The organism is Streptomyces canus 299MFChir4.1 (assembly GCF_000383615.1).
Classification (GTDB): Bacteria; Actinomycetota; Actinomycetes; order Streptomycetales; family Streptomycetaceae; genus Streptomyces; species Streptomyces canus_C.
Window position 1 is genome coordinate 1 of sequence record NZ_KB911634.1, and the last position, 16,875, is coordinate 16,875.

At 67.7% G+C, this 16,875-nt stretch carries 11 protein-coding genes and 5 pseudogenes; 6 read left to right on the plus strand and 10 right to left on the minus strand.

The window, feature by feature from the left end:
• Positions 1–262, minus strand: a 262-nt coding sequence (locus H293_RS51625) for a transposase domain-containing protein (RefSeq protein ID WP_033416549.1), incomplete at its 3' end; no start/stop codon positions are given.
• Positions 263–370: 108 nt separating this feature from the next.
• A pseudogene (locus H293_RS54385) lies at positions 371–1,245 on the minus strand (IS5 family transposase).
• Between the two features lie 218 nt (positions 1,246–1,463).
• Here H293_RS54385 and H293_RS51630 point away from each other — a divergent pair.
• A pseudogene (locus tag H293_RS51630) lies at positions 1,464–1,688 on the plus strand (transposase); the annotation flags it as partial.
• Here the strand turns inward: H293_RS51630 and H293_RS56220 are convergent.
• Positions 1,654–2,251: pseudogene (locus H293_RS56220) on the minus strand (transposase family protein); the annotation flags it as partial. The pseudogenes H293_RS51630 and H293_RS56220 sit on opposite strands and share 35 nt — an antisense overlap.
• A 314-nt stretch (positions 2,252–2,565) precedes the next feature.
• Between H293_RS56220 and H293_RS0144775 the strand changes: the two are divergent.
• From H293_RS0144775 to H293_RS61855, 3 genes and pseudogenes are all read left to right on the plus strand, one after another.
• Positions 2,566–3,414, plus strand: coding sequence for an oxidoreductase (locus tag H293_RS0144775; protein ID WP_020124283.1), 849 nt, complete (start codon positions 2,566–2,568; stop codon positions 3,412–3,414).
• On the plus strand, positions 3,414–4,028 hold the full coding sequence (locus tag H293_RS0144780) for a TetR/AcrR family transcriptional regulator (RefSeq protein WP_020124284.1): 615 nt from the start codon (positions 3,414–3,416) through the stop codon (positions 4,026–4,028). The genes H293_RS0144775 and H293_RS0144780 overlap by 1 nt, the downstream gene beginning before the upstream one ends.
• Positions 4,029–4,521: 493 nt before the next feature.
• Positions 4,522–5,528, plus strand: a pseudogene (locus tag H293_RS61855) (RNA-guided endonuclease InsQ/TnpB family protein).
• 41 nt (positions 5,529–5,569) lie between these two features.
• Here H293_RS61855 and dmpG read toward each other — a convergent pair.
• Genes dmpG through H293_RS0144800 form a run of 3 tightly spaced genes read right to left on the minus strand, consistent with a single transcriptional unit; the run spans position 5,570 to position 8,362 of the window.
• Positions 5,570–6,583: a 4-hydroxy-2-oxovalerate aldolase gene (gene dmpG, locus H293_RS0144790; RefSeq protein WP_020124285.1), complete on the minus strand. Its 1,014-nt coding sequence runs from the start codon at positions 6,581–6,583 to the stop codon at positions 5,570–5,572.
• Complete coding sequence (locus H293_RS0144795) at positions 6,580–7,527, minus strand: acetaldehyde dehydrogenase (acetylating) (protein ID WP_020124286.1); 948 nt, start codon at positions 7,525–7,527, stop codon at positions 6,580–6,582. The genes dmpG and H293_RS0144795 overlap by 4 nt, the downstream gene beginning before the upstream one ends.
• Entirely contained in the window at positions 7,520–8,362 is an 843-nt protein-coding gene (locus H293_RS0144800; RefSeq protein WP_020124287.1) for a 2-keto-4-pentenoate hydratase, read from the minus strand. Before H293_RS0144800 ends, H293_RS0144795 begins: the two co-directional genes overlap by 8 nt.
• Before the next feature lie 105 nt (positions 8,363–8,467).
• On the opposite strand from H293_RS0144800, the gene H293_RS0144805 reads away from it, so the two are divergent.
• Entirely contained in the window at positions 8,468–9,196 is a 729-nt protein-coding gene (locus H293_RS0144805) for an IclR family transcriptional regulator (RefSeq protein WP_020124288.1), read from the plus strand.
• Between the two features lie 126 nt (positions 9,197–9,322).
• Here the strand turns inward: H293_RS0144805 and H293_RS51640 are convergent, their stop codons facing one another.
• On the minus strand, positions 9,323–9,898 hold the full coding sequence (locus H293_RS51640) for a TetR/AcrR family transcriptional regulator (RefSeq protein WP_020124289.1): 576 nt from the start codon (positions 9,896–9,898) through the stop codon (positions 9,323–9,325).
• Between the two features lie 107 nt (positions 9,899–10,005).
• Between H293_RS51640 and H293_RS60980 the strand changes: the two are divergent.
• Positions 10,006–10,116, plus strand: a pseudogene (locus H293_RS60980) (transposase family protein); the annotation flags it as partial.
• 551 nt (positions 10,117–10,667) lie between these two features.
• Here H293_RS60980 and H293_RS0144820 read toward each other — a convergent pair.
• The 3 genes from H293_RS0144820 to H293_RS0144830 form a co-directional block, all read right to left on the minus strand.
• Complete coding sequence (locus H293_RS0144820) at positions 10,668–11,963, minus strand: MFS transporter (RefSeq protein ID WP_259294694.1); 1,296 nt, start codon at positions 11,961–11,963, stop codon at positions 10,668–10,670.
• Positions 11,964–12,416: 453 nt separating this feature from the next.
• A complete protein-coding gene (locus tag H293_RS0144825; RefSeq protein ID WP_106968584.1) occupies positions 12,417–14,816 on the minus strand; it encodes an ATP-binding SpoIIE family protein phosphatase in 2,400 nt (799 codons plus the stop codon).
• A gap of 486 nt (positions 14,817–15,302) precedes the next feature.
• A complete protein-coding gene (locus H293_RS0144830; RefSeq protein ID WP_259294696.1) occupies positions 15,303–16,613 on the minus strand; it encodes a helix-turn-helix domain-containing protein in 1,311 nt (436 codons plus the stop codon).
• Positions 16,614–16,875 lie beyond the last annotated feature (262 nt).

Genomic DNA, 16,875 nt, shown 5'->3' on the forward strand with positions numbered 1-16,875 from the left:
ACCAGCGCTTCGCCCAGGTCAGGCCCTGCGTGAGCAGCCGCGCAACCTCCTCATACCCCTGCCCGGAGAACAAGCACATCGCCAGCACGAAGTAGACCACCACCCGCGGCGGCAGCAGCCGAGTGCGCTGACCCGAACGACCGGACTCAGCGACCACCCGGTCCACCAGCTCCGGCGGAAATGTACGCGTTAGCAGCCCGACCGCGATCCGGTCCGACAACCGCTCATCCGTCTCCGGCTTGACCTGCCCAGGGCGTGGCATCCAGGCACCTCCTGGATGCCACGCTACCAGTCGAGACCCTTAAGTCACTGGTATTGAGGTTAACCCCTATCTCGCGATCGCCCGGGAATCCCTGGTTGCCACAAAGGGCTATGAAGAGGTCGCCTGGCTGCTGACGCACGGGCTCACCTGGGCGAAACGCTTGGTCGGGTTCGTGGCAGGTGCCGACCACGGCAGCGATCTCGAGGGCGCGCGTGAAACTTGGCCCGGAGCCGCTGAAGGATCTGTTGGTTTGGAGCGGGCAGGGAGGGTCTTGCAGTCGCGGGCCAGGCGGCGGTGGAGCATCAGCCGGCCAGAGGTCCGCTCGGCCGTCCAGCGCTTCGGGATCGGGGTGAATCCCCTGGTTCCGGGGGTGCGTTGGACGATTTCGAGGTCGATGCCGAGGGCTGCGGCGTGCTCGACGAAGTGCTTGCGGTGGCCGCCGTCGACCCAGACCTTGCGCGGGGTGGGGTGGTCGGTGGCGGCCCGCTCCAGGAGGGGTCGGCCGGCGGTGGAATCCTGGACGCCGGCTGCAGTGACCAGCACCGCGAGCAGCAGGCCGAGGGTGTCGGTGATGATGCTGCGCTTGCGGCCCACGATCTTTTCGCGTGGAGGTCTTGACGCTCTGGGCGTCGATCACGCAGGCGGAGGGGTGACGGTGTTTGCCCGTGTTTGCCCTCCTGCTGACGCACCAACTCCCGTAAGAGACCGTTGAGCTGGGCGAAAATGCCGTCAGACTGCCCTTTGGCGAAGTAGCCGTAGACCCTGTTCCCGTTCGGGAAGTCGTGCGGCAGGTAGCGCCACTGCACCCCGGTGCGGTCCACGTACAAGATCGCGCTCATGATTTCGCGCAGGTCATGCTCGGGCGGCCGGCCGAAGTCCAGGGCCCGGCCGCGACGTACGAAGCGCCACGCGGACAGGACCGGCTCCATCAACTCCCGGCGGGCATCGGACAGATCACTCGGATACGCACGACGGTCGGCCATGTCCTGGACGTACCGCCGGCCGGGGGGCGTGCGCCCAGGCGTGGACCCTGCCTGGTGCAAGCACGGAACAGATCCGGGCGTCCTGGAATGAGACAGGCGTAAGCCGACTCGTGCCCCAGACTTCACACCATCGGCCTCACGAAGCAAGGGATCTGTCCCCGGGTGGTGGACACCTGTGAGCCCGGCCCCGACAGGGGCCCGGGGAGGAGGGATCTCTTATGGTGATGAAGGTCTACTCGCCCGAGTTCAAGGCGGACGCTGTCGCGCTGTACCTGTCGGATCCCGGCCACACCTTCGAAGGTATCGGCACGGACCTGGGAATCAGCCGAGAGACGCTGCGGAACTGGGTACGGGCGGAACGGGCCCGCCACGGCGGGGACAGCACGACGAGTACGGAGAAGAACACGGGGGAAGTTTTTCCTGGCCGCGCTCGCGGCGGTGAGGGATAACCAGGCCCGTGCCTCGGTATCCACCGTCAGCGATGACAACGGCCTTTCCGACAGCGGCTTTGGCTCCGGACAGTTCCCATGCCTTGCAGCCGTTCCGGTTGCCGGGCAGGGGCCGGGCAACGGCGACGACGAGCCGGGTGTCGGCGTCGATGACGACCTGGTGGTTGGTGGAGTACCGATAGTTCTTCGACTGCTCGGCGACAGCGTGATCACGGGTGGGGGCCAGAGTGCCGTCCACGATCGGCACGGCCGCCTTGCGGAACCGCTTGCGCTGCCGCAAGGCGAGTAACTGTCCGAGATGCCCCAATGATCCGCGCGGCAGCCGACTTGGACACACCGAACAGAGGGCCGAGCTGCCGCAGCGTCAGGTTCGTCCGCCAATACGCGGTGATCGGCAGGACCCGATCCTGCAGCGGCAGGCTCCACGGCCGGCCCTTGCAGGCCGAGTCCGCGCCTTCGCGCCACAGGGCGGTGACCAGCTTGCCGAACTGCCGCGGGCTCAGCCCGGCGAAGGGGACTATCCAGGACGGCTCCGAAGCCGTGATCAGACCAGACACGCCAAGATCAGTGTCGCCAAGATCAGCCGTTACGGGACAGGCCTCAGGGCCGGGGCAAGTTGACGCCCGCTGGTTGTCGCTGGGGTGATCGCGGTCCCGTTCTGGCGGACCGCCCGGCTTCTGAGTCTTGATGGTGTTGATCAGCGCGATGTGCCGACGCGGATGGGTCCTGATTCGATCGCGCGATATCCGGCAGACTCGACGTCGTGATGATAAAAATCGACACGGTGTAGACTTTTTCTGAAGGGGGCGACCTGGCTCCCCACGAGGAGCGTCCGGTCTGCCGAGCAGACCGTGGGCACTCTGGAGGAACAATGGACAAGCAGAACTGGCTCATCACCGGAGTCAGCACGGGGCTGGGGCGCGCTTTCGCGCAAGCCGCCTTGACCGCGGGGCACACCGTCGTCGGCACCGTCCGGTCCGAGAAGGACCTGCGGGCCTTCGAAGAGCTCAGGCCCGGGCACTCTCACGGCCGCATCCTGGACGTGACGGACGATGAGGCTGTCCACAGTGTGGTCGCGGAGGTCGAGCGGAGCGTCGGCCCACTCGACGTCGTCATCGCCAATGCCGGCTACGGCTTGGAGGGGACCTTCGAGGAAACTCCGCTGGCCGAGGTGCGGCGGCAGTTCGAGGTCAATGTGTTCGGTGCGATGGCCACCCTGCAGGCGGCACTGCCTCACATGCGGCGCCGCCGCCACGGACATCTGATGGCCGTCACCTCCATGGGCGGGCTCATGACCGTGCCCGGTCTGTCCGCCTACCACGGCAGTAAGTTCGCCCTGGAGGGCATCCTGGATACGCTGGGCAAGGAAGTCGCGCAGTTCGGAATCCATGTGACGGCGATCGAGCCCGGCTCCTTCCGCACGGACTGGGCCGGACGGTCCATGACCCGCGTCGCGCGGACCGTCGACGACTACGACGAGCTGTTTGTCCCCGTCCGCGAGGCGCGGCAGAAGGCCAGCGGAAACCAGCTGGGCAATCCGGCCAAGGCTGGGGAGGCGGTCGTGCACATCACCTCGGTCGAGCAGCCGCCGTCCCACCTCGTCCTGGGCTCGGACGCGCTGCGGCTGATCACCGCCGCCCGCACGGCCGTGGACGAGGACATCCGCGCATGGGAGGCACTCTCCCGTACGACCGACTTCGCCGAGGGCGCTCAGCTCTGATGCCCGGCCACCACCCCGCGCGCGGCCGTCGCACCACTGAACGCAAGGGCGATGTCCGAGAGCGGGCCATCCTCGACACCTGCGAGGCCCTGCTGGCACGCAAGGGTTACGACGCCATGACCATCGGCGATGTGGCCCAGGGTGCCGGCATCTCACGCGGTGCCCTGTATTTCTACTTCGGCTCCAAGCAAGAAGTGGTCACGGCACTCGTGGCCCGGACCGTGGAGCATCTTTGGGAACGGTCCCGGGCCACCGCGCAGACGGACGATCCGCGTCAGGCCATTGCCACAGCCATGCACCGCACGGTCGAGCTGTGGAACGAACATGGCCTGGTCATGCGTACGGCGATCGACCTGTCGTTGACCGTCGCGGAGATCGGAGAGCTGTGGAACCACACGGCTGATCTGTTCATCGCGGCCATCACCGCAGTCCTCGAACGTGCCGGAGTCCAGGCCGGCACCGCACCGGACCAGGCCTCGGCGATGGCACGTGCCCTGTGCTGGATGATCGAGCGGTCCTTCTACCACGCCTCGCAGGAATCCCGCGAAAAGCTCCAGGAGGCGTCGGCGACGTGCGAACACATCTGGCTGATCAGCGCCGGACTGATCACCTGAGGCAGTTGCCCGGACACGGTTGGGCGCGCAACATGAACTTCCGGTAGACGGTGGGTCGTGGGCGCTCGAAGCCCCTGCTCTCCTTCACCCGGAGGCCGCCGCGGGTCTGCCCGCTGAGGCGCATGGCGCGGGCACGGCGGCCGGGGTGGGCCAGGTCCGGACCGCAAGATCTGTTTGCGGCTGACGGTGCATGTGGCGCGCCTGCTCGTCCTGAGCGCGTGGGGTTACATGGAACCCTTTGGGTGGTGCCAGCAGGGTGGTGCGGACGTCGAGTAGGTGGGCGCGCATTCGCTGACGGGCGCCTTCGGGATCGCGGTCGTTGAGGGCTTCGACGGCCTTCCTTCGTTTCCTCCCCCGGCTTTCAGGCTGGGGGAGGAAACGAAGCTCCTGCGGAGCAGGGCAGGGAGGGCCGGTTCGCTGCCGGGACGGCTCGGCGCCCACCGCCCAAAGGCCGACACCCGCCGCTCACACGGGAATTGATAGAGCGTGAGGTATCGCGGAGCAGGTCAAGCGAGCGTTCAGGTACCGCTTCTATCCCACGAACGAGCAGACGGCGGAGCTGTCGCGCACGTTCGGCTGTGTCCGCCTGGGGTACAACAAGGCGTTGGAGGAGCGGACCCGGGCGTGGTACGGCGAGCAGCGCCGGATCTCCTATGTGCAGCCTTCGGCCGCGCTCACCCAGTGGAAGAAGAGCGAGGAGCTGGCCTTCCTGTACGAGGTGTCCTCGGTCCGCTGCAGCGGGCGCTGCGTCATCTGCAGACTGCGTTCGCCAGCTTTCTGCGCCAAGCGTGCGAAGTATCCGCGCTACAAGTCGCGGAGCGTTCCTCGGGCAAACAGCAACGCAGACGCCTGAACCGCGGCGGTGACCGGCAGGCGAACGCGGCCCTGTACCGCATCGTGCACAGCCGCGTGCGCTGGGAGCCCCGCACCCAGACTTACCTCACACGGCGCATCAGCGAGGGCAAGACCCGGAGCGAAGTGATCAGGTTCCTCAAACGCTATGTTGCCCGCGAGATTTTCTCGCTCCTGCCACGAACCGATCTCACACCGACCAGACCATCACGACTTGACACTCATAGGGGCGTCCAAACGGTCGTGATCGAGGACCTGACCGTCCGCAACCCGCTGAAGAACGGCGCGCTCACGGCGCCATCTCCGATGCGGCCTGGACGGACCTGCGCATCACGCTGGAATACAAGTGCGCCTGGTACGGGCGCGAATTCGTCGTGGTCGACCGCTTATTCCCAGCTCGAGGCTATGCGGAAGCTGCGGCACGGTCCGCGGGAAGCTGCCGTTGAACGTCCGTGAGTGGACGTGCGTAGGTGGTGCGGCGCGGTGCATGACCCTGACGTGAACGCGGCACGCAACATCCTGGCCGCCGGGCTGGCGGTGTCTGCCTGTGGAGACGGTGTAAGACCTCAACGGGGGGCCTCCCGGATGGGGCGGTCGTCGGTGAAGCAAGAACCCCAGTGGGCGACCGCTGGAATCCCCCGCCTTTAGGCGGGGGAGGAAGTCAATCCCCAGCGCCGAATCCCTGTCGTTCAGCCACGGACCGTCGCGGCGAGGTCGAGTGCGACGTCGGTGATCATGTCCTCCTGGCCACCGACCATGCCACGCCGCCCGACCTCCACGAGGATGGTCCGCGTGTCGAGGCCGAAGCGGGCCGCGGCCGCCTCTGCGTGCCGCAGGAAACTGGAGTACACGCCGGCGTATCCGAGGCTGAGGGTTTCGCGATCCACGCGGACCTCCCGGTCCTGCAACGGCCTGACCAGGTCGTCTGCCGCGTCCATCAGCGGGAACAGCTCGCAGCCGTGTTCCCAGCCCATGAGGTTCGCGACCGCGATGAAGGCCTCCAGCGGGCAGTTGCCCGCCCCGGCGCCCTGTCCCGCGAGGGAGGCGTCGACACGGACGGCACCGTTCTCGACCGCGACGACCGTGTTGGCGACTCCCAGGGCGAGGTTGTGGTGGGCGTGGATGCCCATCTCGGTAGCGGGGTCGAGGACGTCGCGATAGGCCTGGAAGCGCTCCCGCACGCCGTCCATGGTCAGCCGTCCGCCGGAGTCGGTGACGTAGACGCACTGGGCGCCGTAGGACTCCATCAGCTTGGCCTGGCGGGCGAGTTCGGCGGGCTCGGCCATGTGGGACATCATGAGGAAGCCCGCCACATCCATGCCCAGTTCCCGTGCGGCGCTGATGTGCTGGGCGGAAATGTCCGCCTCGGTGCAGTGCGTGGCGACACGCACGGACCGAATGCCCAGGGCGTGGGCCTGGCGCAGATCGTGCAATGTGCCGATGCCCGGCAGCAGCAACGTCGTCGGGACGGCTCTCTCCGTGGCGTCGACGACGGCTTCAATCCACTCCCAGTCGGTGTGCGCCCCCACGCCGTAGTTGATAGATGAACCGGACAGCCCGTCGCCGTGGGCAATCTCGATGGCGGCGACACCTGCGGCGTCCAGGGCGCCGGCGATGGCCCGGGCCTGGTCCACGGTGTAGCGATGGCGTATGGCGTGCATGCCATCCCGCAGGGTCACATCCTGCACGTACAGACGGCTCATCGGATGGCTCCTTCGGCGCGGTGGTCAGCTATCCGCTCGGCTGTGCGCAGCGCGGCGGACGTCATGATGTCGAGGTTTCCGGCGTAGGAAGGCAGGTAGTGTGCCGCTCCCTCCACCTCGAGGAACACGGACACCTTGGTCGGGTCACCCGACACGTCCGCCGGCAGCAGGGAGCGCAGGGGGTCGTCGCTGGTGACGGCCTCGAACTGGACCTTCTGCTTGAGCCGGTAGCCGGGTACGTAGGCCTGGACGCGGCCGACCATGGCCTCCACCGACTCGGTGATCGCCTCGGTGTCGGCGTCCGAGACCAGGCAGTGCACGGTGTCGCGCATGATCAGAGGGGGCTCGGCCGGGTTGAGGACGATGATCGCCTTGCCTCGCGCCGCTCCGCCGACCCTCTCGATGGCGGAGGACGTCGTCTCGGTGAACTCGTCGATGTTGGCCCGGGTACCCGGGCCCGCTGAGCGTGACGAGATGGAGGCGATGATCTCCCCGTAGTGCACGGGTGTGACGGCACCCACCGCGGCGACGATCGGGATGGTGGCCTGGCCTCCGCAAGTGACCATGTTGACGTTCTGCGCCTCGAGGTGCTCGTCGAGGTTCACGGGCGGCACGACGTACGGGCCGACCGCCGCCGGCGTGAGGTCGATCACCGTCCGACCCAGCTTGCGCAGGACCTCGTCGTGATGCCGGTGGGCTCCGGCGGACGTCGCGTCGAAGACGAACTCGACGTCGGCGAACTCGTCCATCTTGACGAGGCCGTCGATGCCCTCGTGTGTGGTGGCGACCTTCAGCCGTCCGGCACGGGCCAGACCGTCGGAGTCCGGGTCGATGCCGACCATCGCTGCCATCTCCAGGCGCTCCGACAACCGCAGGACCTTGATCATGAGGTCGGTGCCGATGTTGCCCGACCCGATGACGGCTACCTTGGTGCGATCACTCATTACTTCCACCTTCGCTGGCGGTTTCCGGGGCGAACCGGACAGACACGTCGCCCAGCTGGGAGATCGAGGCGGCGAAGACGTCACCCGGGGCGGCGACGACCATCGGTCCGAGCGCACCTGTCAGGACGACGTCTCCGGCCTTCAGCGGATCGCCCAGTTCGGCCAGGATGCGGGCCAGCCAGAGCGCGGCGTTCAGCGGGCTGCCGAGGCAGGCGGCGCCTGTGCCCTCGGAGGCGACTTCGCCGTTTTTCGACATGCTCATGGAGACGGTGACCAGATCCACCTCGTCGAGTCGCACGCGCTGGTCTCCGAGCACGTACAGGCCGGAGGAGGCGTTGTCCGCGACCGTGTCGACGAAGGTGATGTCCCAGTCGGCGATGCGGCTGTCCACGATCTCCAGGGCCGGTACCGCGTACTCGGTGGCGGCGATCACGTCTTCGATCGTGCAGTCCGCGTCCGGCAGGTCGGCGTTGAGGACGAGGGCGACCTCCGCCTCCACCTTAGGTTGCAGCAGCCGGCCGAAGGGGACCAGGCCGGCCTGGGGGACCACCATGTCGGAGAGCAGTGCGCCGAAGTCCGGCTGGTCGACGCCGAGTTGGCGCTGTACCGCCTCCGAGGTGAGACCGATCTTGCGTCCGACGAGACGGTGCCCTTCGGCCAGCCGCCGTTCGTTGTTCAGTCGCTGGACGGCGTAGGCGGTGCTGACATCCCCGGCGGAGATCTGGCCCCTGACCGGAGGACACGGCTTTCCGCTCGCGACAGCTTCCGCCAGCAGGTCCGCGGCCTCCTGGACAACAGGGGGGGATTCGGAATCAGGGGGGGTGGAGCCAGCCATACGTGGACCTCCGCAAGCAAAGTTTGTTGTGTTCCTCAGATATAGAGGTCCTGTGCTTCATGTGCCAAAGTTCGTTCCATGTCACGGAACGGCACGACAGGAAACATGCTCGACAAGGCGGCGCTGATCTTGGATGCCTTCCATCCGTCGGGAGGAGAGTTCCGCCTCGCGGAATTGGTGGCGCGCACCGGATTGTCCAAGACCACGGCGTTTCGGCTCGCGGGGAATCTGGTGCAGCTCGGTTTCCTGGAACACGACGGCGAGCGCTACCGGCTCGGCAACCACCTGTTCGAACTGGGTTCCCTGGTTTCCCGGCGGCTGGACCTGCGGGAGACCGCGCTCCCGTTCCTCCAGGACCTCTACGAGAGCACACGCCAGACCGTGCATTTCGGTGTGCGGGACGGCTTCGACATCGTCTACGTCGAACGCATTCACGGCCATGACTCGCTGGCGCTCCCGTCACGTATCGGCGGGAGACTGCCACTGAGCTGCACGGCGATTGGCAAGGCCCTCCTCGCCTTCTCCAAAGAAGCGGCGTACGACCTCGAAACACGGGAGCTGCCGCGCCTCACCCCCTTTTCGATCACCGATCCCATGGCATTGCGTACCGCACTCGAGCAGATCCAGGTGTCCGGCCTGGCCTACGAGGAGCAGGAAGCGGCCGTGGGCGTAAGTTGCATCGCCGCGCCTGTCTTCGCCGGGGCCACGGTCGTCGCAGCCCTCTCCGTTGCGGTTCCCCAGCAGCAGTTCCGGCCGGCCAACCTCGCGCCTGCCGTACGGACGGCGGCCCTCGGCCTGTCCCGGGCATTGCGCAACGGTGTGACGCCGGCGTGAAGCCACTGCCTCCGTCAGGGTGACCGGACGCCATCGCACGGCGTCATGGTGACGGAAACGGCACGGTCGCTGAGGCCGGGAGTGCGCAGGAGGCGGCCCACCAGCCCCCGCGATTCAATTGAGAACTCAGGCGAAAGCCGCCTCGATCTGTCGGCCGAGCGCCGCGAAATCGGCCGGTGCGGCGACGGCGGCGAGGGTGGCGTAGCCGATGAGCGCGGCCAGGGCCGCCTCGGCCCGGGTCCGGTCCGCCGAGGTCGCCTCCGCGGCCTGGGCGCCGTCCTCGCGGTGTGGCGCGTACAGGCCCGCCAGATGGTCGCGCAGCGAGGTGTGCCGGGACACGGCTACGGCGGCCAACTCCTCGGAGGTGGACGCCTCGGCCCAGATCTGGACGACCAGGCGCGCGTGGTCCACGGACACGCCGGGCGGCGTCACGTAGGACATGAGGCGGCCCAGCAGGTCTCGCGGCGTCTCGTCGGCGGGGTAATCGCCGCCTTCCGTGCCGTCCCGCCCGCTCACGATCTCGGCCACGAGCGCGGCCTTGCTGGGGAAGTACCGGTAGAACGTGCCGGTCGACAGCCCCGACGCCTTGACGATGGCGGCCATCGGCGCGGCGGCGAACCCTTTCTCGGCGAATACGGCGCGTGCCGCTTCCACGATGCCTGTGCGGCGGGCATGCAGGTACTCCTGGCTGACCCTGGGCACAAGTGCTCCTTGCCTGACGAGATGTGACGGCCAGTCATGTCCACGGGTGAACGGAACCGAATCGATGTGCGACTGCTAAATCAAAGTGAGCGTTCATTCATTTAGGAGGGACAGTGCGTAAGCGGGCCGCTGGTGTCGGCGCCCGCCACCGGCTGGTGTTCGTCGACCGGCTGGTGGCCACGCTGATCCATCTGCGACACGACCCGCCGCACGCGGTGGAAGCATGGCCCGGAGTTCCGCTTCGCCAAGCCGACGACCTGGCCCGAGCCCGCGATCAAGCCACTTCACACTCCTCGACCTGCCGCCAAGCCTGAGCTCGTTGGGGGTCGTCCCGTGTCTGGCGGACGCCGGAGCGGTTGGTGCCCTACTCGGCGTCGCCCGCGCGCCGCTGCCGACTTGCCGCGCCCACCGAGCCGCTGTCAGCCGGGCGCGAGGTCCGCTGTTCCCGGCGCAGCCGCGACGCAACTGCGTACGGGACCGGCTGGCTGCGCCTCACGTCTTCACACGTCGACGTGACGAAGACCCATGAGGGCACTACCGCAGACGCGTTGACTACATGTGAGAGCTCGGCAGGCACGAGCGGAAGGAACGCGGCGATGCAGCGCACCGTCGTCGCCACGACGGCGGCTCATCAGAAACGCGCGCTGTTCTCCCAGCCTTTCGGAAGAACAACGCGCGTTCCTGTCCAGGGCCCTCGGCCTGCGCTCTCAGCGTGGAAGTTCGTTCCATGCACCCTGGCTGACCGGGCCGGCCGACGCGCCGCCCCAGCTCACGCAGGCACGCTCACCGGGGCTTCCGCCTTGCTGCGCACCCGCTCGCCGACCATGAGGAGAGCAGTGGCCCCGGCGCCGACCAGGGCCGGCAGCGCGAAGAAGCGGAACATTGATTCCGGAGCCCATCCGGCATCCAGCAGTTGGCCTGCGAGCGTCGGGGCGAGCACGGCGCCGAGTCGGCTCACGGCGACGGCCATGCCGAGTGCGGTGGTGCGGGCCTCGGCCGGGTACATGCCCGGAATGATGACGTTGAGTCCCGACACCGAGCCGTTGAGGAAGAACCCGACGAGTGCGGCGGTGACCAGTGCACCGGCCAGGGTCCCGAGCATAGTCGAGAAGAGAACGAGTGCGAGTGCCGCGACCGCGAAGTAGGCAGCGGTCAGCCGGCGAGTCTCGATTCGAGATACCAGCAGTGCCAGCGCCACCGCGCCTGAGACGCCGCCCAGGCCGAAGAGCACGCCGCCGAATATCCCCTGCTTCGCGGACAGACCGGCCTTGAGCAGCAGAGCGGGTGTCCAGGAACTCGCGAAGTAGAACGCCGTCATCGCGGCCGTGAGGGCAATCCAGAGCAGAACTGTCCGAACGGCGTTACGACGGTAGAACAGAGACTTGACTGCGACATTGGGTGTCTCGGCCCTCTGGGGCAGCTCGTCGACCGGGGAGTGCCCCATCTCGGCGAGCTGCCGGTTGAGTTTGGCCAGAGCGTCACTGGGGCGGCTCGCGATGAGGTAGTCCACGGACTCGGGCAGGAGGCGCAGGCCGACCGCGAAGAGCAATGCGGTGCCGATGCCTCCGATGAGGAACACGGGCCTCCAGCCGAACGGGATGACCAGGAAGTAGGCCAGGAGCCCGGCCGCGACTGAGCCGAGGCCGTAGCCGGTCGTGATCAGAGCGACGACCAGTCCTCTGCGCTTGTGGTTCGCGGCTTCGGAGGCGAGCACGGGCAGACAGGCGGCCATGATTCCCACTGCCGTGCCGGTCAGCACCCGGCAGGCGAGGAGCTGGTCGAAGTTCTGCGACGCGGACGCGCCCAGCATGCCCAGCGAGGCCATCACCAGACTCGCGAGGGTCAAGCGGCGGCGCCCGATGCGGTCGGCGAGCGGGGCGACGCAGAGTGCCCCGAAGGCCATACCCGCCAGGCCGCTGCTGAGCAGAACGCCGACCTTCGACGCGGACAGGCCCCATTCCTTGCCGATCGCCGGTCCGACGAACGAGGTCGCCAGGAGGTCGAACCCGTCCAGCAGGTTCATGGTGAGACACAGCACGATCGTGCGGATCTGCACCCTGCTCATTGGCGCGTTTTTGACCTGCTCGAGAACGCTCATGGAGTACCTCGCTTCGTTGCGACGTGGATTGGCCTTCTCCTGGAAGGCTCTGAGCTGGGGTTGAGCGCGTCAGAGGGCATGTGCCTGCTGCTCAGGTCAGCCCTGTATGTAGCGCTCACTCTACGGACAGGGATGGGGCATGGCTAGATTCCGTCACACGTTTTCCGAGCGCTCACCATCGACGGCGGCGCGACGCGAGGCGGCCTGCCTGCCGTGCCCGGCAGCCATGGATCTCACGAGCCGACCTTGCGGTGCACGACGACCGTCTCGACTCTCGGAATGCCTACCCCCACGAGCCTTGTCGTCTACGCCGCCGAGATGGTGGCGACGAAACCGCACTCGTGGCGCCCATGCGCTACCCGATCTTTTCCATCCCAGCCCTGGGGAGGGAAACCGCCGCTACGAGCGGTGGCATGCGGCTCACAGGTCGGGGGAGAGCGCCTGCTCGCACCAGATGACCTTGCCGTTCGATGTCTGCTGTGTGCCCCAGCGCTGGGTGAGCTGCGCAACGAGCATCAGGCCACGGCCGCCCTCGTCGAACGCACGGGCGCGTCGCAGATGCGGCGCTGTGTTGCTTCCGTCGATTACCTCGCAGATCAGCGACCGATCACGGATGAGCCGTACCTGAATTGGGGCGCTGCCGTACCGGATGGCATTCGTGACCAGCTCGCTGACCACCAGCTCGGTGACGAACCCGGCGGTCTCACAGCCCCAGTCGCTCAATTGACGGATGACGTCTGCGCGGGTTCCGGAGACCGCTGCGGGGTCGGGGGGTACGTCCCAGGTCGCGACCTGGCCGGTGTCGAGGCGTTGGACTCTCGCCAGCAGCAATGCGGCGTCATCGGTTCGGTGGCTGGGCAGCAGGGCTGCGACGACCTGGTCGCACAGGGCATCGGGCGAGGCCTGCCCGCCTGACAACTCGCCCAACAGTCGCTCAAGACCTGTGTCCACGTCCTGCTGGCGGGATTCGATCAAGCCGTCGGTGTAGAGCGCGAGGAGGCTGCCCTCCGGCAGCTCCACCTCGGTCGACTCAAACGGCAGTCCGCCCAGACCGAGTGGAGGGCCGACAGGTAGGTCCAGGAGAGCGGCGGTCCCGTCAGGCCGCACCACCGCAGGGAGAGGGTGGCCCGCACGGGCGAGGGAGCAGCGACCGGTTACCGGGTCGTAGACGGCATAAAGACACGTGGCTCCGATATCGCTCGCGGCAATTCCTTCCGTACCCGCCGCGGACTCGGAAGCCAGTCGGATGACGATGTCGTCCAGGTGGGTCAGCAGTTCGTCCGGAGCCAGGTCGACGTCGGCGAGGGTGCGCACCGCGGTGCGCAACCGGCCCATGGTCGCCGAGGCCTGGAGACCGTGACCCACTACATCGCCGACGACGAGTGCCACCCGCGCCCCGGACAGGGGAATCACGTCGATCCAGTCGCCGCCCACACCGAACTCGGGTGCACTGGGCAGGTAGCGAAAGGCCGCCTGCACCGCGGACTGCTCCGGGAGTCGTTCAGGCAGCAGGCTCCGCTGCAATGTCAGGGCCGCCGTGCGCTCGCGCGTGAAACGGCGGGCGTTGTCCAGGCAGACTGCGGCACGCGCCACCACTTCTTCCGCCAAGGACAGGTCCTCCTCATCGAAGGACACGGGATTCTGCGATCGCAGGAACATCGCCACGCCCAGCGTCGTGCCACGGGCATCCACGGGCACAGTCATCCAGGAATGGAATCCGTATTCCGCAACCTTGGCCAGGCGCTGGGGATCTTCCCTCACCCAGGCGGCCTCACTTTTGGTCCGATACAGTGCGGAACGACGGGTGGCCAGGCAATGGGCCTGTGCTGAGTTCGCCTCGTAGAAGTCCACATCGCCTACGGCGATCACGGCTTCCGGTGTGCCTTCGTGAATGGACCGGTTCGCCACCCGGCGCAGCACGGCTCCGGCGGCCGGGCCCGGAGGGGGCTCCTCGCCGCTGAGGAGCGCGTCCACCAGGTCGACACACACGAAGTCGGCGAGCCGGGGAACCGCCAGATCGGCCAGTTCCTGACCGGTGCACATGACATCCAAGGTGCGGCCGATGCGTATGCTCGCCTCGTTCAGCAGCGCCAGTCGCTCCTGGGCGCTGCGCTGCTCGGTCGAGTCGGTCACCGTAACGCATACGCCGACCACCTGGTCGGCCCGGCCGCGCAGCGGAGAAGCCGAAGCGGTGAAGCGCCGGTCATAACGGGCATCGGACAGGGTCCTGCCCAGGAGAAGGAAATCCACCTCCGGCCGTCCCGTCTCCAGCACCCGCCGCATCCGCGCTTCCCACTCCGTGACGCCGGCGCCGGTCAGAGCCGCGGACAAGTCCTGACCAGCTTGCTCCTCGTGGGGCACGCCCAGCAGACGCCACATCGCCTCGTTCTGCACTACGCAGTGCGAGTGAGCGTCGTAGATCGCCACCGCGACCGGGCACCCGGTCAGAAGCCAGTTCGCCAGCGTCTGGCCTGCCGGAAATGCCTCCCCAGGCTCCCTGGCCAGCAGCCACAGCGGTTCCTCGCCGACGCCCCCGGCCAGGCGAGAGGCCCATATGGGCACCTGCTGACTGTCCCCTTGCACGCGCCGGATCTCAAGCTTGCCGTGCCATTCCCCTGAGCCCGTCAGCCATCGGGGCTCCGTTCCCAGCACGTCGCCAACCGGGCGGCCGACGGCTTCTGCGGAGTCGAGGCCGACCAGCAGCGCCGCGTCGGTGCTCCAAGCCACGACACGGCCCTGTGTGTCCGTCACCGCCAGTGGCGTACCCCACCCCGAGGAGGGCACATGCGATCCTGCGGAGGCGGAGACACCATCATCCATGCGTTCCAGGGTGGCCCCGGGACTGCGAACAATCAACCGGCGGGTGGCTGAGCTCTCGCGGCCCGTCGGCGTCGGCGAGGCCGAACAGTGACCTTGTGTATGCGGCAGAGCCCGATGACGACCGCCGGGCAGGCGCCCCGGGGGGCTCCGGGGGCCCGGGGGCGGGCGGAGGCTCATTTGCAACTTTTGGCATGATCTGCTCGGCATGTCGGACGAACTATGCGCGGCGTTTCAGGCGGCCGGAACGTCGCACACGACTATTTCAAGCCCGGCGAACTGGACGAGGACATTTGCATATGCGCCGTCTGCGCCTTCGTAAGCCTGGCTTGCACTGCCGCCGACCACTGCCGCCGACCTACGTCGCATCCGGCTGTCGGCCACGCCTTCCGGCTGACTCCGGGCCGCCCGGCCAAGCACTGCGCCTGCGGTGGTATCGGCTTCGGCCGGACTCTGATGGTGGCGCGAAGGAGGCTTGCGCTCCTCTTCTCACCCACTGTGCGCAGCCTGCCGGGGGACCCAGATCTCGCCCTTGACGCGATCTGGGTGCCAGGATCCGACCGGGCCGTAGGCCACGTACTGACGCACGGAGTCGTGGAGCCGGTACCGCCGCTGGCCGTCGGTGTGCGTTGTGACCGCGTACGCCAGGTGGCGTTCGACCAGTTCGTCGAGGAGATCCGCGGCCATTCCTGGCGACGGGGTCACCTCGGTCACCATGTCGTCGGCACTGAAGTCGCCGTTCACGTTCCTCAGCCGGAGTAATGCGGCCTGGATCGGAGTCGGCAGCGAGCTGTAGTAGGCCGCCACACTGGCTTCCAGCGACAGATCGCCGATGCGCAGGAAGCGAAGCCGGTCCTGCTCGTTGGCCAGCCGGTCCGCCAGATCGCGCAGCGACCGGTGTGGTCGCCCTGACAGCCACAGCCCCGCGATCTGGAGGGCCAGAGGCAGACCGCCGCAGAACCGCAGCACCCTGTGCGCGGCCGATCGTTCTGCGGCGGTGCGTGCGGTGCCGAGCTGGTCCTGCAGCACCCGAAGGGCGTCCTTGTCGCTGAGGGCATCGATGCGTTGACGGACTTGCCCGGTGAGAGCGGGGAGTTCGCGGCGCGCGGCCACCAGCACGGCGTTGCACGAACCGTCTATCAGCAGTGGTCGCACCTGTGCCTCGCTGTCGACGTTGTCCAGGACGACGAGGACGCGCTTTCTGCTCAGCGTGTCCCGTAATCGGGCGGCTGCCTCCTCCGGATGGTCGGCCACCGGTCCGGCGCCGAGGGAGCGCAGGACCCGGGGAACGATCTCGTCCGGCTTCAGTGGTGTGGTGGACATGGTCGGGTGGAGGTCCACGAAGACCTGACCATCCGGGAACCGGTCGCGCGCACCGTGTGCGGCCTTGATGACCAGTGCGGTTTTCCCTGCACCGGGCGGTCCGACGACGACCAGGGGTCGGCCGGTGTGGCCGTCTTCCGCGGCTGAGAGGTGCGCCCGCAGGGAGGCAAGGTGTGTCGCGCGACCGACGAGGCTGTGGCGAGGAGCCGGGGGTAGTTCGGCCGGTAGGAGACCGCGCGGTGACGGGTGATGGTCTGCGGCGCTCGGCCGGCGCATCAGCCGACCGATGTCGTCCGAGGGCAGTCCGAGGGCCTTGGCGATCAGAAGGAGTGACTGCTTGCGGGGACGGAAGGTGTGTCCGGTCTCGAGGTTGCGGATGGCCCGCACGCTCACCCCGGATCGCTCCGCGAGGTCTTGCTGGGTCAGACAGGCGGCCTCGCGTGCCGTGATCAGCGTTTCCGCGAGGGGTGACGACAACGATGTCCGGGACGTGGGAACGGACGTCTGAACTCGCGGGGCCGGGGACGGTGAGCGTCCTGGGACCTCCAGGCGGTCTGCGCTTTCACCGATTCCGGCTGTCGGTGGTCGGCCGGCTTCGGGCGGCGTCGGGGCGGCTTCGGTCCGGTTGGTGAGAACACCCTGTCGTGTCACGAATTTCCCAGGGTTGGCGGGACGGCACTGATCCTCAACGAGCTCGGCCGTGCGGCGGGCCTGGAGGGACCAGTTCTTGACGTGTGAT